An 18,868-nucleotide genomic window follows, 5' to 3' on the forward strand; every position below is an offset into this window, starting at 1 on the left:
GCGGGAAGCAGTCAAACGTACGCACGAGGGACGGTTACGCGGCGTGCCTCTGTGCGTACTCGGCTATCCCGGCCATCGGCGGCCGCTCCTCGGTGTCCACCGCGTACGTCCGTGGAACAAAGCCCTCCGGGGTGCGCTCGAACTGGGTCAGGGACGGACGCACCAGATGGCCGCGGGCCAGTCGGAGCTGCGCGGTCCGGTAGATCGCGGCTGCCATCCGGCCCAGCGCCCGGCCGTCCTGGTGCCGGTGCTTGCGCACCCCCACGTCGACCTGCGCCAGCGCGTCCAGGCCCACCGTGTGCAGCGCGTCCACCAGCAGCCCGAGCTCGACGCCGTAACCGACGGGGAAGGGCAGCCGCTCCAGCAGCGAGCGGCGGGCCGCGTACTCACCGCCCAGCGGCTGGACGAAACCGGCCAGCTGCGGCCAGTGCAGATTCAGCAGCGGACGGGCCACCAGCTCGGTCACCCGGCCGCCCTGGCCGACGGCCTCGCCGAGCGGGCGGTCGTACATCGCCTTGACGAAGTGCACATCCGGCTCGGTCAGCAGCGGCCCGACGATGCCGGAGACGAAGTCGGCCGAGAAGTCCCGCAGATCGGCGTCGACGAAGCAGACGACATCGCCCTCGGTCACCAGCAGCGACCGCCACAGCACCTCGCCCTTGCCGGGCAGCGCGGGCAGCCGCGGCAGCACCTCGTCCCGGTGCACGACCCGCGCCCCGGCCGCGGCCGCGACCACCGCCGTACGGTCGGTCGAACCGGAGTCCAGCACCACCAGTTCATCCACCAGCGGCACCGCCTCGGTCATCAGCTCACGGCGGATCGTCGCCACGATCGCACCGACCGTCGCCTCCTCGTTCAGCGCCGGCAGAACGACGCTGACGGTGGTGCCGGCGCCGCGCTTGGCGGCGAGAATCCGGTCGAGCGGACGGTCTGCGGCGGACCAGGACCGCCGGGCCAGCCAGCGCTCCACCTCTTCCAGCACGTGTACGACTCCTTCAGCGGGCTCGGGGGATGTGACCCATCTCGCGGTACGGACGCCTGGTTCGAGCGTCCATGCCTTCCGTTACAGTCTTGAACAACGCGGACGGCCATCGCATGTCGGGGTCGTCGCGCGAACAAACGCCTGGGCTGTGCCCAGTGCCATACCGCTCATCCAGAGGGGCAGAGGGATACGGCCCGTTGAAGCCCCGGCAACCCTCCCGCCGGTCTTGCGTACTCCGCGAGGCTCCCGGTGGGGAAGGTGCCAATTCCGTCCCGTGGCGACGTCCGCCGCGGGGAAGATGAGGAGAAAGGGCCTCGCCTCATGGCTGTGCACACCGTCGCCACCACTGTCGCTCTCGGACCCGCCGCCGGCCTCTCGTGCCGGGAGTGCGGAGAGCGCTTCGACCTCGGACCGATCTTCGCCTGCGCCGTCTGCTTCGGACCGCTCGAAGTCGCTTACGACCTGCCCACCGGTGACCCCGAGGCCCTGCGCCGCCGGATCGAGGCCGGACCGGAGAACATCTGGCGCTACGCCCCGCTGCTGCCCGTCCCCGCCGACGTCGCGGACAAGCCGAGCCTCAACCCCGGCTTCACCAAGCTGGTCAAGGCCGACAACCTCGCCCGCGAGCTGGGCGTGAGCGGCGGGCTGTACGTCAAGGACGACTCCGGCAACCCCACGCACTCCTTCAAGGACCGCGTCGTCGCCATCGCCGTCGAGGCCGCCCGTGCCTTCGGCTTCACCACCCTCTCCTGCTCCTCCACCGGCAACCTGGCGGGCGCCGTCGGTGCCGCCGCCGCCCGCGCCGGCCTGAAGTCCTGCGTGTTCATCCCGCACGACCTGGAGGCGGGCAAGGTCGTCATGGCCGCCGTCTACGGCGGCGACCTCGTCGGCATCGAGGGCACCTACGACGACGTGAACCGCTTCTGCTCCGAGCTGATCGGCGATCCGCTCGGCGAGGGCTGGGGCTTCGTCAACGTCAATCTGCGCCCGTACTACGGGGAGGGCTCCAAGACCCTCGCGTACGAGATCTGTGAGCAGCTCGGCTGGCGGCTGCCGGACCAGATCGTCGTCCCCATCGCGTCGGGCTCGCAGCTCACGAAGATCGACAAGGGGCTCAAGGAACTGATCGCGCTCGGTCTGGTCGAGGACCGGCCGTACAAGATCTTCGGCGCCCAGGCCGAGGGCTGCTCGCCGGTCTCGCGCGCCTTCAAGGACGGCCACGACGTGGTGCGGCCGGTGAAGCCGGACACGATCGCGAAGTCCCTCGCCATCGGCAACCCGGCCGACGGGCCGTACGTGCTCGACATCGCGCGGCGGACGGGCGGTGCGGTGGAGGACGTCACCGACGCCCAGATCGTCGACGCGATCAAGCTGCTGGCCCGTACGGAGGGGATCTTCGCGGAGACGGCGGGCGGGGTGACGGTCGGCGTCACGAAGAAGCTGATCGAGGCGGGGGTGCTGGACCCGTCCCTGACGACGGTCGTGCTCAACACGGGCGACGGGCTGAAGACGCTCGACGCCGTCGCCCCGACCACCGGGCCCTCCGCGACCATCCGCCCGAGCCTCGACGCGTTCCGCGCGGCGGGCCTGGCCGGCTGAGCCTGCCCGCCACCTCCCCCGGCACCTCGACGGCCGGTGCCGGCCCCTCACGTCTCTCTAGCCGGAAGGCGCATTCGCATGAGCATCAACGTCCGCATCCCCACCATCCTGCGCACCTACACCGGCGGTCGGGCCGAGGTCTCCGCCGAGGGCGCGACCCTCGCCGAGGTGATCGCCGACCTGGAGAAGAACCACCCCGGGATCGCCGCCCGCGTCCTGGACGACAGCGGCAAGCTGCGCCGCTTCGTGAATGTGTACGTCAATGACGACGACGTGCGCTTCGAAGGCGGCCTGAATGCGGCGACCCCCGACGGCGCCGGAGTCTCGATCATTCCGGCAGTCGCCGGCGGCTGACCCTTTCGAAGGTTTCCTGCGGAAGTCCCGTGAATCGCCCCGGCCGAAAAACGGACGGGGCGATTCCGTCTGTTGAAGCGCGATACAGTTGGGGCGTTCCCCCTCCTGCGTCAGTGCCGTACGCATATGAGAACCCGTCAAGTTGTGTGCCGAGCGTGTGCACGAATTGTCGGGTTGGTTGCGTTATGTCCGGCCCGACTTGCCCGGGAATCCTCGGAATCCACCGCTTATCGCCAATCGGCCGCGCCCGGAATTCTCGTCCGAGTGACCTGTTGCAGACGGCATCCGTGCAGATACATTCAGCCGCGGTCGACGCGTTCCGGCGCACATCTTCCGGGGTTCCCCATGTCGAAGATCAGGGGACTGCCGGGGGGTGAGGTCTGACCCGGGTCCGCGAAGTGCGGTCCTGCGCAAGGGCCAGTAATAGGGGAGTTAGGCATGGCTCAGGGCACCGTCAAGTGGTTCAACGCGGAGAAGGGGTACGGCTTCATCGCGGTCGACGGTGGTGCGGATGTTTTCGTCCACTACAGCGCGATTCAGATGGACGGCTACCGCACCCTCGAGGAGGGGCAGCGAGTCGAGTTCGAGATCTCGCAGGGTCAGAAGGGTCCGCAGGCGGACATGGTCAAGCTGGCGGTCGGCTGATCTCGGCGCATCGACCACCTAGGCTCAATCGGCTCGCCGAAGGGCCCGTACCTCCAGGGGGAGGTACGGGCCCTTCGTGCTCCCCGGACACGCCTGCCTCGGGAGCGTGGCCGGGCCCCGTGTGTGGAGCCCCCTCATGCGGGTAGCTCTTGGCCCTAGGCGCTTGCACTCGGAGGGGTCGAGTGCTAATCATTGGGCTTAGCACTCTCCGAGTGAGAGTGACAGATTTGGACCGTCGGTGAGGTCCGCAGGCCAGGCGGGGCAAGGAACCGCCAGGTGTGCAGGCCGTCCGTCGCGGGCGCCAGCGCGGTCCGGAGCAATCCACCCCGTCCTGGGAGGACCACTTCACATGGCCAAGATCATCGCGTTCGACGAGGAGGCACGGCGCGGTCTCGAGCGCGGGATGAACCAGCTCGCCGACGCCGTCAAGGTCACCCTCGGCCCCAAGGGCCGTAACGTCGTCCTCGAGAAGAAGTGGGGCGCCCCCACGATCACCAACGATGGTGTTTCCATCGCCAAGGAGATCGAGCTCGAGGACCCGTACGAGAAGATCGGCGCCGAGCTGGTCAAGGAGGTCGCGAAGAAGACGGACGACGTCGCCGGTGACGGCACGACGACCGCGACCGTCCTCGCCCAGGCGCTGGTCCGTGAGGGTCTGCGCAACGTGGCCGCCGGTGCCAACCCGATGGCGCTGAAGCGTGGCATCGAGAAGGCCGTCGAGGCCGTCTCCGCCGCGCTGCTCGAGCAGGCCAAGGACGTGGAGACCAAGGAGCAGATCGCCTCCACCGCCTCCATCTCCGCCGCTGACACCCAGATCGGCGAGCTCATCGCCGAGGCGATGGACAAGGTCGGCAAGGAAGGCGTCATCACCGTCGAGGAGTCGCAGACCTTCGGGCTCGAGCTCGAGCTCACCGAGGGCATGCGCTTCGACAAGGGCTACATCTCGGCGTACTTCGCCACCGACATGGAGCGTATGGAGGCGTCGCTCGACGACCCGTACATCCTGATCGTCAACTCGAAGATCGGCTCGGTCAAGGACCTGCTGCCGCTCCTCGAGAAGGTCATGCAGTCCGGCAAGCCGCTGCTGATCATCGCCGAGGACGTCGAGGGCGAGGCCCTGTCGACCCTGGTCGTCAACAAGATCCGTGGCACCTTCAAGTCCGTCGCCGTCAAGGCCCCGGGCTTCGGTGACCGCCGCAAGGCCATGCTCGGCGACATCGCCATCCTCACCGGTGGCACCGTCATCTCCGAGGAGGTCGGCCTCAAGCTGGAGAACGCCGGTCTCGACCTGCTCGGCCGCGCCCGCAAGGTCGTCATCACCAAGGACGAGACGACCATCGTCGACGGTGCCGGTGACAGCGACCAGGTCCAGGGCCGCGTCAACCAGATCCGCGCCGAGATCGACAACAGCGACTCGGACTACGACCGCGAGAAGCTCCAGGAGCGCCTCGCGAAGCTGGCCGGCGGCGTGGCCGTCATCAAGGCCGGTGCCGCGACCGAGGTCGAGCTCAAGGAGCGCAAGCACCGCATCGAGGACGCCGTTCGCAACGCGAAGGCGGCCGTCGAGGAGGGCATCGTCGCCGGTGGTGGCGTGGCCCTGCTCCAGGCCTCCGCGGTCTTCGAGAAGCTCGAGCTCGAGGGCGACGAGGCGACCGGCGCCAACGCCGTGAAGCTGGCCCTGGAGGCCCCGCTCAAGCAGATCGCCGTCAACGGTGGTCTCGAGGGTGGCGTCATCGTCGAGAAGGTCCGCAACCTGCCCGTCGGCCACGGTCTGAACGCCGCGACCGGTGAGTACGTGGACATGATCGCCGAGGGCATCATCGACCCGGCGAAGGTCACGCGTTCCGCCCTGCAGAACGCCGCGTCCATCGCCGCGCTGTTCCTCACCACCGAGGCCGTCATCGCCGACAAGCCGGAGAAGGCCGCCGCGGCCGCTCCGGGCGGCATGCCGGGCGGTGACATGGACTTCTGACCCTTTCGAGGATCAGCTGTTCCAGCAGTACGTGCCGAGGGCGGCACTCCCGTCGCGGGGGTGCCGCCCTCGGGCGTTTTCCGACAACAGGCGCTGTCAGCCCCGCGTCGTGTCGAGCGCGGCGCGCAAGTGGCCCTTGGACTCCGCCAGCAGGTGTGCGGCCGTGGGGCCGTCGACGCGGCCGAGGAGGACGAGGATCGCGTTCTTCACCTCGCCGTCGGTCGCGCCGAGCGCCGCCTCGATCTCCTCGTCGGACGCCCCCGTGGCGAGCGCGACGATGTGCCGGGAACGGGCCCGCAGCTTCTCGTTCGAGGCGCGGACGTCGACCATCAGATTCCCGTACGTCTTGCCGAGCCGGATCATCGTGATGGTCGAGAACATATTGAGCACCAGCTTCTGGGCGGTGCCGGCCTTCAGCCGGGTCGAGCCGGTGAGCAGCTCCGGCCCGACGACGATCTCGACGGCGTGCTCGGCGGCGGCGCCGAGCGCCGAATCCGCGTTGCAGGCCAGGCCGACGGTGAGCGCCCCGGCCCGCCGCGCGTACTCGACGGCCCCGATCGCGTACGGCGTGCGGCCGGAGGCGGAGACGCCGACGACCGTGTCGGCGGGCCCGATGCCGAGCGCGGCGAGGTCCGCGGCGGCCAGCTCCGCGCTGTCCTCGGCCCCTTCGACGGCCCGGACCAGGGCGGACGGGCCGCCCGCGATCAGCCCGACGACCTCGGCGGGGTCGGTGTTGAACGTCGGCGGGCACTCGCTGGCGTCGAGCACCCCGAGCCGGCCGGCCGTGCCCGCGCCGGCGTAGACCAGGCGTCCCCCGCCCGCCATCCGGGCGGCGGCCGCGTCGATGGCGGCGGCGATCTCCGGGAGCCGGGTGGCGACGGCGGCGGGGACGGTGGCGTCCTCGTCGTTCATGAGCCGGGCGAGGTCCAGGGTGGGCAGCCGGTCTATGTCCGCGAGTTCGGGGCGGAAGGCCTCGGTGGTCAGGGTCGCGAGCTGGGCGCGGAGTGCGGCGTAGGCGGCGTAGGAGGTCATGGGCGGGCGGCTCCTTCCGGGCGAGGGGCGGTCAGCGCCGGCTCCGCGGGGCGTGCCGGTGGGCGAGCGCCTCGTAGGAGGCGGACAGCGCGGGGGCGGCCCTGTCGTACGTGCGCTGCGCGACGCCGATGAAGAGGCAGTCCACGACGAGCAGTTGGCTGGTGCGGCTGGACATGGCCGCCGGGCGCAGCTCGCTCTCCCGGGCGGAGGAGGTGGTCAGGACGTGGTCGGCGTACTGGACGAGCTCGCCGTCGGGGCGGCCGGTGATCGCGAGCGTCGTCGCGCCGTGCTCGAAGGCGACCCGCAGCGGCTCGATGACATCGGTGGTCCGCCCCGAATGACTGATGGCGATCGCCACATCGCCGGCGCGCAGCTGGACGGCGTTGGTGACGGCCAGGTGCGGGTCGCCGGGGGCGTGGGCGATCAGGCCGATGCGCAGCAGCTTCTGGACGAGGTCCTGGCCGACGAGGTGGGAGGCGCCGATGCCGTACACATCGATGCGCCGGGCCGCGGCCAGCGCGGCGACGGCGGCCTCCAATTGAGCGGTGTCGAGGGCGGCGGCCGTGTCCGCCAGGCACTGCGCCTCCTCCTGGGCGAGCTTGGCGACGACGCTCGGCAGCGGGTCGTCCACGGCGATGTCGGCGGTGACGGCGGGGGCGGCGCCCGCCGCCTGCTGCGCGGCCAGGGTGGCCAGCGCGATCCGCAGATCGCGGTATCCGGGGTAGCCGAGGATGCGGGCGGTGCGCACGACGGTGGCCTCGCTCGTGCCCGTGCGCTCCGCGAGTCCGGTGACGGTGAGCGCGGCGGAACCGGCCGGGTCGCCCGCCACGGCCTCGGCGACGCGCTGCATCGAACGGGTCATGGAGGGGGCGAGGGTGCGGACCTTGGCTGCGAGGGCCGCGGGAGCGGGAGGAACCGGGGTGACGGGCGATGACGCGGCGTCGAAAGTTTCCTTCAGTTTGCTGCTCACCTTTTGAAAGGTATTTTCGGTCCGGTGAACCGTCAACCCTCGCGGTCCCCGACAATGGACCGTATGGAGCTCGAACAGGCACTGCACATCGCACGCGCGCTCGTCCTCGCCGATCTGGCGGCGGGGGACGTGGCGGAGGCGGAGGTCGTCTCGCTGGTCGAGGACGCGGTCACCCACCGGCGGTGGTGGGTCGAGCAGTGGCCGCAGGGCGCCGCCTACCTGCCCGGACTCGTCGCCCAGGACGTCCAGGACGCGCTGCTGGAGCGGCACGGCCGCTGGCCGCTGTGCCCGCTGTGCACGGGTGAGGGCGACCCGCACGCACTGGAGGTCGAGCCGGAGCTGGGCCCGGACCCGCACTGGGCGTGCGCGAAGCAGGCGGTGCTGCTGGCGCCGGTGGGATCACTGGCGACGGCGCTGCGATGACCCTCTATATCGACCCGCCCACCTGGCCGGGACACGGACGGATGTGGTCGCACCTGGTCAGCGACGTCAGCTACCAGGAGCTGCACGCCTTCGCGGCGCGGCTCGGCGCTCCGGCACGCGCTTTCGACCGGGACCACTACGACGTGCCGTCGTCGTCGTACGGCGAGGCCGTCCGGCTGGGTGCGGTGGAGGTGGGCACCAAGGAGCTGGTGCGCCTGCTGACGTCGGCGGGCCTGCGCCGGCCGAAGCATGAGCGGCCTCGCGGGGTCTAGGAGGTTGGTGTTCGCTTTGCCCTGCGGGCCGTGGCGGTGCACCTCCGCTGCGCGGCGGTGTCCTCAATCGCCGGACGGGCTGATTTTGGCTGAGGTCGGCATCAAGCCCGTCCGGCGCTTGAGGACGCGCCCGTAGGGCGCTCGGCGCCGCAGGCGGCGCTTGCCGATGGTCGGCGCGCCGGGGCGGATCGGTGCGCCCACCAGCGTGTGGAAAGACCGGGCGCCGGGGCGCTCAGTTCTCGGCGCGCGCCGGTGCGGATTCCGGTGCCTCAGCCGGCGAAGCCGGCACGGTCCCGCTGGATCCCGCGACCACGCGCGAGCCGGTCGTCGCGTGGTGCAGCCGGGACGCGACCGCCGTGGTGCCCACGGCCAGGGCCGCCAGGCCCGCACTCGTCCAGGCGACCCCCGGATAGCCCCAGCCGGCTCCGATGACCAGGCCGCCGAGCCACGGGCCGACCGTGTTGCCGATGTTGAACGCGGCCGTCGTCGTGGCGCCCGCCAGTGTCGGTGCGGCGTTCGCGACGTTGAACATCCGGGCGTTCAGCGCCGGTGCCGTGGCGAAGGCCGTGACGCCCAGAAGCAGCGCCATGCCCACGGCGGCGGCCGGGGTGTGCGCGGTCAGTGCCAGCACGGCGAGCACGGCGGCCGAGGCGGCGATGCCGCCGTACATCGTGGGGAAGAGATGGGCGTCCGCGATCCGGCCGCCGATGGCCGTGCCGATCAGCGCTCCCACACCGAACAGCCCCAGCACGGTCGGCACCCAGCCCTCGTCGATCCCGGCGGTGTCGGTGAGCAGCGGGGCGAGGTAGGAGAACAGGCAGAAGACGGCGGCGCCGTTCAGCGCGGTGGTCACGAGCGCGAGCCAGACCTGCCGGTCGCGGTAGATGCCCAGCTCGGTACGGAGCCGGGGCGCGTCGGCCCCGGTCGGCGGCTTGGTGCCGGGGACGAGCGCGAGCACGCCGACCAGGCCCAGCGCCGACAGCGCGGCCACCGCCCAGAAGGCCGCCCGCCAGCCCGCGTGCTGCCCGAGGAACGCCCCGGCGGGCACGCCCGCGATATTGGCGATGGACAGCCCGCCGACCATCACCGCCATGGCCCGCGCCCGCGCGGTCACCGGCACCAGCGACACGGCCACCGCCGCGCCGACCGCCCAGAACCCGGCGCACGCCAGCGCGCTCACCACCCGGGAGGCGAACAGCACCCCGTACGAGGGGGCGAGCGCCCCCGCCACCTGTCCGAGCCCGAAGACGGCGAGCAGGGCGACGAGGGTCGTACGGCGCGGCAGCTTCAGCGTCGCGGCGGCGAGCAGGGGAGCGCCGACCACCATGCCGATCGCGAAGGCGGACACCAGCAGCCCGGCCTTGGGTATGGAGACGCCCATGTCGCGGGCGAGGGGCTGCAACAGCCCCGACAGCATGAATTCGGATGTTCCGAGGGCGAATACTGACAAACCGAGGACGTAGACGGCGACTGGCATGCGGTTCGGGCTGGCGGAGGGCATGTCCGGTGCCAGCGCGTATTCCGGCCACGGTATTCCCGCGGGCGGGGCCCGTCTCAGGGAGTGGAAGGCGGTGCTGCCGCCGGGTCCGCGATATACGGGTTTGCGGCGTTGTTCCGCATGCTTTCGGCGGGTCCGCCGATTAGCGCCCGGGGTCGGGACAACGTCGGCTATATTGCCGATTCCCGGCCTTGCTGGCCGCCCGGATAAGAGGGCGGATACGTCCGTCGAGGGGCGTATTGAATCGCGGGGCGGCGCCATGCCTGGGAAAGCTCCCGCAGGCCGCTCCGATGCGCTCGGGGTTCGTGGGGAACGTGGGGTCCGAGTGGGTCGACGCCGGGGTGAACGCCGGGATAATCGCTGCTGTCACGGTGCGTTTCGGTCCGTCGAAAGCAGGTGCCATGTCTTTGAAAAAGAAATTGCAGGATTTCGCCTTTTATGTGATGCCCGTCCTTTCTCCCGGATTGACCATCGGTTTCGGTGCCTGGGCCAATGCGTCTGCCGGTTCCGCCAAAATTTACCTCTTTGTCGCGGCGGCCCTCTCGGCGATGTCGGCTCCCTTCCTCTCGTCCCTGTTGCGGAAGCGCTATCGACGTATTGCGGGCATTAAATTCGAGGCGGCCATGTCGGCGATCGTCGACCACATGGGCACTTTGGTGGGTGCCACGCCCACCCAGGTGCTCAAGATCTCGGGGCAGATTCACGACCGGCTCATCACCGTGGTGGCCAACGGTGCGAGCTCCAAGGCGCGGTCTGCCTTTTACGGGCTGGAGGGCGGGCACTTCAGGCTGGAGGTGAGCCATGGACAGGCGACGCCTCCGGTGCAATTCGACACGAGGACGGAGCAGGCCCTGCTCAACGTCCTGAACCAGGGGCAGATCATCTATATCCACGACAATCGGCATACGAACGGAAATCTGAAAATCAACCTGGGAGACGACTACCAGTCCGCCATCGTCGCTCCGGTGTGCGCCGGGAGTGAACCTCAGGGCGTGCTGATCATCGACGCACCCAAGGCAGGGGATCTGCCCGAGGTGAAAGTGCGCAAGCCTTATGTGCTGGTCATTACCGGAATGCTCGGCACCGCGCACGCCCTGGCGCGTCGGGCGATGGAGTCCTGACGGGTGCCCGCCGGGGGCTTACGGCATTCGTCCAGGTGAAACTACCGCAAGTACAGGGTAGAAGCAGTGAAGTTGTGGGCGAAACGGACGCCGCGGAGGGCGGCGTCCCTATCGTCGACGTACGGCTACGCATAGGTGGGGGTCAGCATGATCGTGCGCGAAGGCGAGATCATCGAGTCGGGCCGGCGCTGGATGGCCGGCGAGGCATCCAGTGACGAGTATTTCTCCAAGGTGCTGCAATCGGCACCCATAGCCCCGGGCCGGGAGCTGGTCCGCAGCATCCGTGCCTGGATGCTCGCGGTCCTGCGCTCCCGGCGCACGTCCTAACGCCCCTCGGATGCGGTGCCCAGCAATCCGAGCTCGGTGGTGAGATTCCGTCGCGCGACCGGCTCCCAGTGGTCGTGCCCGTACGGGGTGCGGAACAGCCGCGGCAGCTCCAGCAGCTGTCGCAGCACCGCGGCGCGGCCCTCGCGGAAGGCGTCGTCGGGCACGAATCCGTACTCCTCGCGGACGGCCGCCGCGTAGGCCGCGTAGTCCTCCGGCGATCCCGCCAGGACGGCGAGGTCCGCGTCGCACAGCACCTCGCCGTTCCAGTCGCCGTGAGCCGGATCGTGGCCGACGGTGAGCCGCACGAGCCGGGCGACCTCCGCCGTGCGGGCCGGGTCGATGCCCAGCTCGGGCAGCGCGCGCTCGGCGAGATGGGCGCTGCGCTCCTCGTTCTCGGAGCGGTCGGGGCGGTAGACCGCGTCGTGGAACCAGGCGGCGAAGCGGACGGCTTCGGCGTCGTCGGCGTGCCCGGCCAGCTCGTCGACGCGGTCGAGGACCGCCAGCAGGTGGTCGACCGTGTGATAGCGGCGCTGCGGCTCGGACCAGCGTGCGAGGAGGTCGTCGGCGTAGGGATCGGGATCGGGGTGTGCCACGTGCGGGGCCGCTGTGTGCGGGCCCGGCGTGGCGCGGGCTCTCGCCACCGTCTGTCGCCAGCGGACACGCAGGGCGGGGCCGGACGGGTGTACGGGCGTAGCTGACATAGGCCAATTGTGGAGCACGGCTTTCGACGTGCACGGCGGATATGGCAGGCTGTCCTACATGTCTAGACCAATTCTTGAGGTGATCGCGCTCGACGTCGAGGACGCGGTGGCGGCGCAGGCCGGAGGGGCGGACCGCCTCGAACTGGTCAGTGACATGGCCGCCGACGGCCTCACTCCCGCCCTCGAGACCTTCGCGGCGGTACGGGCCGCCGTCGACATCCCCCTGCGCGTCATGCTGCGGGCCACCGACGGTTTCTCGGCGGGCGGCGCCGCGGCGCTCGACGCGCTGTGCGCAGCCGCCAGGGCGCTGGCCGCCGAAGGCGCGGACGAGTTCGTGCTCGGCTTCCTGACCGACGACGGCCGGGCGGATCTGCCGGCCGTCGCCCGCCTCGCCGAGGCCGTCGGCCCCCGCGCCCGGTGGACGTTCCACCGCGCCATCGACCGGGCCGCCGACCGCGACGCCGTGCGCAAGCAGCTCGCCGACCAGCCCGGTCTGGACACCTACCTCACCGCGGGCTCCCCCTCGGGCGTCGACGACGGCCTCGCGACGCTCGTCACGGAAGCGGCACGCGGGGACGAGCCGGGGTACGAGCCGCGGATCCTCGTCGGCGGCGGGCTCCAGTTGAAGCACGTGCCGGTGCTGCTCGACGCGGGTATTTCGGCGTTCCACATCGGTGGGGCGGCTCGCCCTACGGGCTGGGCCGCGCCGGTTTCCGCGGCTGCGGTTGCGGTTTGGCGGGAGGCCCTCGGGGGCTGAGGCCGTTTGTCGGCTGCCCGGCCGTTTCCCGCTGCGCGGAGCGTCCTCAATCGCCGGACGGGCTTGAACTGCACCGCCGTGTCCCGCTGCGCGGGGCGTCCTCAATCGCCGGACGGGCTTGAACTGGAGCGGGCCGGGTCGTCGTGGTGGCGGCCAGGGTCAGTACGGCCAGGGCCAGGGCTGTGGAGACCAGGGGGAACCAGCGCTCGCCCAGCAGGGTCATCGCCAGGCTGCCCGTGCCGCCGCCCGCGGCCATGCCCAGGTAGAGGGCGCTGCTGTTGAGGGAGATCAACAGCGGCGCGTGGGCCGGGCTGAGGGAGGCCAGTCGGTGGGGCTGGGCGACGGAGATGGCCCAGCCGGCGAGCGGGGAGACCGCGGCGTAGAGCAGGGCGCCCGTCATGGTCAGGCCGAGCCAGGGCAGCGCGGTGAAGGCGAGCGCCGCCACCGACCCGGCGACGAGCAGGACCGCTCGTACGCCCCAGCGGTCCACCGCGCGACCGCCGAGCCAACTGCCCGCGACCGAGGCGACGCCCGTGACCAGCAGGATCAGGCTGAGCCGGCCCGCCTCGCCGTCGGTCGCCGGGCGCATCGCGATGGCCAGGTAGATATAGACGGCCTGGAAGGCGACGAAGAAGAGGAAGGTCGTCGCCACCGCGGCCACGATCCGCCCCTCACGCAGCGGCGCCAGCCGCTCGCGCAGCCCCAGGGCCTGGGCGGGAGGGGGGAGTTCGCGCAGGAAGACGGCCAGGCCCAGCAGGGCCACGGCACCGAGCGCGACGACCAGCCACATCGTGAGCCGCCAGTCGGCGCGGCCGACGTACGTGCCGAGCGGCACGCCCAGGGCTGTGGCGACGGTCATCCCGCCGAGGACGGTCGCGATCGCCCGGCCGCGTCGCTCCGGCGGTACGAGCGCGGTGGCGACGGCGTTCGCGGTGGGGGTGTAGAGCGCGGCACCGGCCGCGGCCAGCACCCGGGTGGCCAGCAGGGTCGGGTAGTCGGGGGCGAGCGCGCTGAGCGCGTTGGCCGCGGTGAAGACCGCGAGTGCGGTGAGCAGCAGCCGGCGGCGGCGCCAGCGGGCGGTCAGCGTGGCCAGCACGGGCGCGAGCAGGGCGTAGGCGAGCGCGAAGACGGACACCATCTGGCCGGCGGCCGCCACGGAGACGTCGAGGTCGTCGGCGACCCGGCCGAGGATGCCGGCCATGACCATCGTGTCGGTGCCGACGGCGAACGTGCCGAGGGCGAGCAGGAGCAGGCGGAGGCGCACGGGTTCCCTTCCCATGATCACAGTTTGATGCTCGTCAAACAATAGGGAAGGGTGGATGATTGTCAAACAATCGTGAGTGGGGTGCGAAGGAGGAGAACGTGGTGGACGGGTGGCTTCCGCAGCCTGCGACCGACGAGATCGAGCTGGTCAAGGTCATGCACGCGCTGGGCGACCCGGTGCGGATGCAGCTGTTGTCGGTTTTTCTGGACGGCAAGGAGCACGGCTGCGACCTGAGCGGACTCGGGCTCGATCACTTGCACAAGTCGACCGTCTCGCACCACATGCGGGTGCTGCGCGAAGCGGGTGTGACCGTCACGCGCACGGTCGGCCGCAACCGCCTCGTACAGCTCCGCAAGGCCGACCTCGACGCAAGGTTCCCCGGCCTCACGGACGCGCTGCTGACGGCGATGGGGCGGTAGGTCAGGGGGTTTTCCCCACCCGGCACCGCACCATTTCAAGCCTGTCCGGCGATTGAGGACGCTCCGCGCAGCGGGAACGGCGGGGCAGCCGGAAGATCCGGATAGCCCCGCGCAGCGGACCCGCTATCCCAACTGCTCCGGCAGCGGCGCCGCGTGCACCACCGTCAGCCCCGACACCGCCCGTGTCAGGGCCACGTACAGTCGGCGCAGCCCCGTCCGCTCGTCCGGTTCGCCGGACACGACGGCGCTCGGCTCGTCCAGGACCACGTAGTCGTACTCCAGGCCCTTGGCCAGCGTGGCCGGGACGAGGGTGAGGCGGGCGTCGGCGGAGGTCTCCTCGCCGGGGGAGAGGAACGGCAGGCCCGCCGCCGTCAGCGCGTCCGCCAGCGCGGCGATCCGCGCGTCGGCCGCGATCAGTCCGATCGAGCCCTCCTTGGTGAGAGCCGACACGCAGGCGGCCAGCACCGCCGCGTCGAGGTCCGCCGGCTCCACCGCCCGTACCGTGAAGTCGCCCGCCGCCTCACGGACCGAGGTCGCCTCGGCCAGGCCGGGAGCGATGGTGGGCAGCAGCCGGGACGCGTACGCGATGACCTCGCGCGGCACACGGAACCCCATCGTCAGCTCCTCCACCGTGGCCTCCGGCTTGCCGAGGTGGGCCAGGGCCTCCGGCCAACTGCTCGTCGCCCAGGGGGTGGTGCCCTGGGCCAGGTCGCCGAGGATCGTCGCCGAGCCGGTCGTGCAGCGGCGGCCCACCGCGCGGTACTGCATGGGGGAGAGGTCCTGCGCCTCGTCCAGGACCACGTGGCCGAGCGAGGGCGTGCGGGCGACGAGGTCCGCCGCCTCGTCGACGAGCACCGCGTCGGCCGCCGACCACTTGGCGGACTTCACACCGCGGGCCGGCCTGGGCCAGAGGATCTCCGCCTGCTCCTCGGCGTCCAGGATCCCCTCCGCGTGCTCCGCCAGGAACTCCGCATCGGACAGCAGTCGCAGGACCAGCTTCGCCGGATCCACCTGCGGCCAGAGCGACTTGACCGCCGACTTCACGGCGGCGTTGCGCGCCACCGCGTCCTGCACCCGGTCGTCGGGGGCCTCGCCGGCCTCCTCCATCCGTACCAGCACGGCGTGCGCGATGCGCTGCGGAAGCGCGTCGCGGGCCGCGCCGTAGCGGATGTCGCGGGCCAGCAGCTCGCGGACCATCTCCTCGACCTCGTACGCCGGGACCCGCCAGCGCCGCGAGCCGCGCACGACGACCACCGGGTCCACCGGCATCGTCACCCCCGACCGCACCGCGCGCCGCAGCACCTCCGCCATGCGGGCGTCGCCCTTGATGCGGGCCGCGGCGGCGGTGTCCGTGCCGCGCACCTCGACGTGGGCGACGAGGTCGTCGACGGTGGCCTGGGCGACATTCAACTCGCCGAGGGCGGGCAGGACTTGCTCGATGTACTGGAGGAAGGAGCGGTTCGGGCCGATGACGAGCGTGCCGGTGCGGGCGAGCCGCTCGCGGTGGGCGTACAGCAGATAGGCGACACGGTGCAGGCCGACGGCGGTCTTGCCGGTGCCGGGGGCACCCTGGACGCACACCGAGCCGCCGATCCCGGCGCGGACGATCTCGTCCTGCTCCGGCTGGATGGTGGCCACGATGTCCCGCATGGGGCCGACGCGCGGCCGCTCGATCTCGCTCTGCAGGAGCCGGCTGGCCTGCTCGTCACCGGCGGCGTCGGTCAGGTCCTCGTCCTCGTACGCCGTCAACTCGCCGCCCGTGTAGCCGAAGCGGCGGCGCAGCCGCACGTCCATCGGCTGCTTCTTGGACGCCCGGTAGAACGGCTGGGAGACGGGCGCGCGCCAGTCGATGACCATCGGGTCACCGTCCGCGTCGTGCACATGGCGGCGGCCGATATAGAACTGCTCGCCTTCCGCGCCCTCCGCCTGTTCGGCGCCGGGCGCGTGCAGATAGTCCAGGCGCCCGAAGAACAGCGGGGTGTGCGCCAGGTCGGCGAGGGCGGTGATGCGGTCCTCGATCTGGCTTTGCAGTACGGCGGCGTTGACCCAGTTCGCGGTCACGTCCTTGATGTCGAGGGACTCCACGTCGGCGCGCATGGCGCGCAGCGCGGACCGGGAGGAGGAGAGGTGGGCGCGCTCGCGCTCGAGAGGGTCATGGGCGGTGTGCGGGACGGGCGCGGACACGACGGTGCCTCCGGGGTGGGTGCTGAGGGGCGAGCGGGAGGCCGGCCGGTTTCCGTCCGGCCGGCGGCGCTCCCAGGACTCGGGAGGCGGCAGGACGGGCGATTGTAGTCAGCACGCAATCGGGGCGCGAATGATTTTCCGTGCCTTTCCCGCGCCTTCTCCGTGCCGTCTCAGGGTCGCCGTCCTCCTCCCGTAGGGGACGGCATGGGCCTGGAGTCCTACGGGCGGGCAGGGGCGTTTACGCCGGTGGAACGATGTCCGGGCCGGTCGGGAAAACCATCATGGACACATGACCACCGCGACCTTCACCCCCACTGCCGAGGGCGCCCGACCGGGCGCCACCGCCCTCCACCCGTCCCCCGGCCACCAGCGTCATCTGCTGGGCAGCACCATCCGCGCGATCAAGGTCTTCGCGGGGACGGCCGTCAGCGTCGTCCTCCTCGGGGAGCACAACGGCAAGCGGTGACGCCCCCGCCGGGGCCGTGGGTTTCCCCTACGCGTCCTCGCCCGTGAGCAGCGAATCCGCGTCGACGATCCGGTACGCGTACCCCTGCTCCGCCAGGAACCGCTGGCGGTGCGCCGCGAAGTCCTGGTCGACCGTGTCGCGCGCGACGACGGAGTAGAAACGCGCCTCGTGGCCGTCGGCCTTCGGGCGCAGGACCCGGCCGAGGCGCTGGGCCTCCTCCTGGCGGGAGCCGAACGTGCCCGAGACCTGGATGGCGACCGTGGCCTCGGGGAGGTCGATGGAGAAGTTCGCCACCTTCGAGACGACCAGCACCGAGATCTCGCCCTGGCGGAACGCGTCGAAGAGCTTCTCGCGCTGCGCGTTGGTCGTCTCGCCCTTGATGACGGGTGCGTTCAGGTGCTCGCCCAGCTCGTCGAGCTGGTCGATGTACTGGCCGATGACCAGGGTCTGCTCGCCCTGGTGCTTGGCGACCAGCGCCTCCGTGACCTTCCGCTTGGTGGCGGTCGTCGCGCAGTAGCGGTACTTCTCCTCGGTCTCGGCCGTCGCGTAGGCGAGCCGCTCCGAGTCGGTCAGATTGACGCGGACCTCGACACAGTCGGCGGGCGCGATATAGCCCTGTGCCTCGATCTCCTTCCACGGCGCGTCGAACCGCTTCGGCCCGATCAGGGAGAAGACATCGGACTCGCGGCCGTCCTCGCGGACGAGCGTCGCGGTCAGACCGAGGCGGCGGCGGGCCTGGAGGTCGGCGGTGAACTTGAAGACGGGCGCGGGCAGCAGGTGCACCTCGTCGTAGACGACCAGGCCCCAGTCGCGGGAGTCGAACAGCTCCAGGTGCGGGTAGATGCCCTTCCGCTTCGTCGTCAGGACCTGGTACGTGGCGATGGTGACCGGCCGGATCTCCTTGCGGGTGCCGGAGTACTCGCCGATCTCGTCCTCGGTCAGCGAGGTGCGCTTGACCAGCTCGTGCTTCCACTGGCGGGCCGAGACGGTGTTGGTCACCAGGATCAGCGTGGTGGCCTTCGCCTCGGCCATGGCGCCCGCGCCGACGAGGGTCTTGCCCGCGCCGCAGGGCAGCACGACGACACCGGAGCCGCCGTGCCAGAAGCCCTCGACGGCCTGCCGCTGGTACGGGCGCAGCGACCAACCGCTCTCGTCCAGCTCGATGGGGTGCGCCTCGCCGTCGACATAGCCCGCGAGGTCCTCGGCGGGCCAGCCGAGCTTGAGGAGGGTCTGCTTGATCTGACCGCGCTCGGAGGGGTGCACGGCGACGGTGTCGGGGTCGATCCGGGCGCCCACCAGCGGCTGCACCTTCTTCGACCGCAGGATCTCCTCCAGCACCGGCCGGTCGGTGCTCTCCAGGACGAGGCCGTGGATGGGGTGTTTGACGAGCTTCAGCCGCCCGTAGCGGGCCATCGTCTCGGCGATGTCGACGAGCAGGGCGTGCGGCACGGGGTAGCGGGAGTGGGCGACGAGGGCGTCGACGACCTGCTCGGCGTCATGGCCCGCGGCACGGGCGTTCCACAGACCGAGGGGGGTGACGCGGTAGGTGTGGATGTGCTCGGGAGCGCGCTCCAGCTCCGCGAAGGGCGCGATGGCGCGACGGCACGCGTCCGCCTGCTCGTGGTCCACCTCGAGCAGGAGTGTCTTGTCGCTCTGGACGATCAGAGGTCCGGTCACGCGCTGGGCCCTTTCCGCTAGCGGTGGGCCGGTGCGGGTCCGGTCGGAACCGCACGGCCAAACCTCCAGTGTGCCGCATACGGGCAAATGTGGGCGGGGGCCGGGCGGGTCGGCGGTCGGGGGCGGGCCGGTGCGGCTGGAACCGGCCCGCCCCCGACCGCCCGAGGGCGGCTAGAAGGTGATGCCGAGGGCGGCGGCGGGGGCC

The 18,868-nt window shown here is 71.1% G+C and carries 19 protein-coding genes and 1 riboswitch; of the genes, 11 read left to right on the forward strand and 8 right to left on the reverse strand.

Annotated features, from left to right (window positions below; genetic code table 11):
* Positions 1-34 precede the first annotated feature (34 nt).
* The gene (locus AB8O64_RS21365) at positions 35-982 is read right to left on the reverse strand and encodes a glucosyl-3-phosphoglycerate synthase (protein ID WP_370420710.1); all 948 of its coding nucleotides are present in this window, start codon (positions 980-982) and stop codon (positions 35-37) included.
* Positions 983-1,146: 164 nt separating this feature from the next.
* A riboswitch (SAM riboswitch) is annotated at positions 1,147-1,287 on the forward strand.
* 16 nt (positions 1,288-1,303) lie between these two features.
* Here AB8O64_RS21365 and thrC point away from each other — a divergent pair.
* The 4 genes from thrC to groL all read left to right on the forward strand — a co-directional run bounded on the left by thrC (position 1,304) and on the right by groL (position 5,552).
* Complete coding sequence (gene thrC / locus AB8O64_RS21370; protein ID WP_370420711.1) at positions 1,304-2,581, forward strand: threonine synthase; 1,278 nt, start codon at positions 1,304-1,306, stop codon at positions 2,579-2,581.
* A gap of 78 nt (positions 2,582-2,659) precedes the next feature.
* The gene (locus AB8O64_RS21375; RefSeq protein WP_370420712.1) at positions 2,660-2,935 is read left to right on the forward strand and encodes a MoaD/ThiS family protein; all 276 of its coding nucleotides are present in this window, start codon (positions 2,660-2,662) and stop codon (positions 2,933-2,935) included.
* A 438-nt stretch (positions 2,936-3,373) separates the two neighbouring features.
* The gene (locus AB8O64_RS21380; RefSeq protein ID WP_003967346.1) at positions 3,374-3,580 is read left to right on the forward strand and encodes a cold-shock protein; all 207 of its coding nucleotides are present in this window, start codon (positions 3,374-3,376) and stop codon (positions 3,578-3,580) included.
* Between the two features lie 349 nt (positions 3,581-3,929).
* The gene (gene groL, locus AB8O64_RS21385) at positions 3,930-5,552 is read left to right on the forward strand and encodes a chaperonin GroEL (RefSeq protein WP_130879354.1); all 1,623 of its coding nucleotides are present in this window, start codon (positions 3,930-3,932) and stop codon (positions 5,550-5,552) included.
* Between the two features lie 96 nt (positions 5,553-5,648).
* On the opposite strand, the gene murQ is transcribed toward groL, so the two are convergent.
* Both murQ and AB8O64_RS21395 read right to left on the reverse strand, forming a co-directional pair.
* Complete coding sequence (murQ, locus tag AB8O64_RS21390; RefSeq protein WP_370420714.1) at positions 5,649-6,584, reverse strand: N-acetylmuramic acid 6-phosphate etherase; 936 nt, start codon at positions 6,582-6,584, stop codon at positions 5,649-5,651.
* 31 nt (positions 6,585-6,615) lie between these two features.
* Positions 6,616-7,554: a MurR/RpiR family transcriptional regulator gene (locus AB8O64_RS21395; protein WP_366687271.1), complete on the reverse strand. Its 939-nt coding sequence runs from the start codon at positions 7,552-7,554 to the stop codon at positions 6,616-6,618.
* Between the two features lie 54 nt (positions 7,555-7,608).
* Here AB8O64_RS21395 and AB8O64_RS21400 point away from each other — a divergent pair, with 54 nt between their 5' ends.
* Together AB8O64_RS21400 and AB8O64_RS21405 are read left to right on the forward strand one after the other, a co-directional pair.
* A complete protein-coding gene (locus tag AB8O64_RS21400; RefSeq protein WP_370420717.1) occupies positions 7,609-7,977 on the forward strand; it encodes a hypothetical protein in 369 nt (122 codons plus the stop codon).
* Positions 7,974-8,249, forward strand: coding sequence for a DUF4031 domain-containing protein (locus AB8O64_RS21405; RefSeq protein WP_365214791.1), 276 nt, complete (start codon positions 7,974-7,976; stop codon positions 8,247-8,249). The genes AB8O64_RS21400 and AB8O64_RS21405 overlap by 4 nt, the downstream gene beginning before the upstream one ends.
* Positions 8,250-8,481: 232 nt before the next feature.
* On the opposite strand, the gene AB8O64_RS21410 is transcribed toward AB8O64_RS21405, so the two are convergent.
* Positions 8,482-9,726 carry a Cmx/CmrA family chloramphenicol efflux MFS transporter gene (locus AB8O64_RS21410; RefSeq protein WP_370420718.1) on the reverse strand — a complete coding sequence of 415 codons (1,245 nt, stop codon included), beginning with the start codon at positions 9,724-9,726 and terminating at the stop codon, positions 8,482-8,484.
* Positions 9,727-10,052: 326 nt separating this feature from the next.
* Here AB8O64_RS21410 and AB8O64_RS21415 point away from each other — a divergent pair, with 326 nt between their 5' ends.
* Together AB8O64_RS21415 and AB8O64_RS21420 are read left to right on the forward strand one after the other, a co-directional pair.
* On the forward strand, positions 10,053-10,868 hold the full coding sequence (locus AB8O64_RS21415; RefSeq protein WP_370420720.1) for a hypothetical protein: 816 nt from the start codon (positions 10,053-10,055) through the stop codon (positions 10,866-10,868).
* A 147-nt stretch (positions 10,869-11,015) separates the two neighbouring features.
* Complete coding sequence (locus AB8O64_RS21420) at positions 11,016-11,195, forward strand: hypothetical protein (protein WP_356449514.1); 180 nt, start codon at positions 11,016-11,018, stop codon at positions 11,193-11,195.
* On the opposite strand, the gene AB8O64_RS21425 is transcribed toward AB8O64_RS21420, so the two are convergent.
* A complete protein-coding gene (locus tag AB8O64_RS21425; protein WP_370420721.1) occupies positions 11,192-11,896 on the reverse strand; it encodes a hypothetical protein in 705 nt (234 codons plus the stop codon). The two genes, AB8O64_RS21420 and AB8O64_RS21425, sit on opposite strands and share 4 nt — an antisense overlap.
* Before the next feature lie 58 nt (positions 11,897-11,954).
* On the opposite strand from AB8O64_RS21425, the gene AB8O64_RS21430 reads away from it, so the two are divergent.
* Complete coding sequence (locus AB8O64_RS21430) at positions 11,955-12,653, forward strand: copper homeostasis protein CutC (protein ID WP_370420722.1); 699 nt, start codon at positions 11,955-11,957, stop codon at positions 12,651-12,653.
* 46 nt (positions 12,654-12,699) lie between these two features.
* On the opposite strand, the gene AB8O64_RS21435 is transcribed toward AB8O64_RS21430, so the two are convergent.
* Positions 12,700-13,932, reverse strand: coding sequence for an MFS transporter (locus AB8O64_RS21435; RefSeq protein ID WP_370420724.1), 1,233 nt, complete (start codon positions 13,930-13,932; stop codon positions 12,700-12,702).
* A 44-nt stretch (positions 13,933-13,976) separates the two neighbouring features.
* On the opposite strand from AB8O64_RS21435, the gene AB8O64_RS21440 reads away from it, so the two are divergent.
* Positions 13,977-14,336 carry an ArsR/SmtB family transcription factor gene (locus tag AB8O64_RS21440; protein ID WP_370420725.1) on the forward strand — a complete coding sequence of 120 codons (360 nt, stop codon included), beginning with the start codon at positions 13,977-13,979 and terminating at the stop codon, positions 14,334-14,336.
* 123 nt (positions 14,337-14,459) lie between these two features.
* Here AB8O64_RS21440 and AB8O64_RS21445 read toward each other — a convergent pair whose 3' ends face one another.
* Positions 14,460-16,520, reverse strand: coding sequence for an ATP-binding domain-containing protein (locus tag AB8O64_RS21445; RefSeq protein WP_370420727.1), 2,061 nt, complete (start codon positions 16,518-16,520; stop codon positions 14,460-14,462).
* Positions 16,521-16,809: 289 nt separating this feature from the next.
* On the opposite strand from AB8O64_RS21445, the gene AB8O64_RS21450 reads away from it, so the two are divergent.
* Entirely contained in the window at positions 16,810-16,986 is a 177-nt protein-coding gene (locus tag AB8O64_RS21450; protein WP_370420729.1) for a hypothetical protein, read from the forward strand.
* A 27-nt stretch (positions 16,987-17,013) separates the two neighbouring features.
* Here AB8O64_RS21450 and AB8O64_RS21455 read toward each other — a convergent pair whose 3' ends face one another.
* Positions 17,014-18,663, reverse strand: a complete 1,650-nt coding sequence (locus tag AB8O64_RS21455) for a DNA repair helicase XPB (protein WP_356449503.1) — start codon at positions 18,661-18,663, stop codon at positions 17,014-17,016.
* Positions 18,664-18,868: the final 205 nt, after the last annotated feature.

This window comes from Streptomyces sp. QH1-20 (genome assembly GCF_041283565.1).
Lineage (GTDB): Bacteria > Actinomycetota > Actinomycetes > Streptomycetales > Streptomycetaceae > Streptomyces > Streptomyces syringius.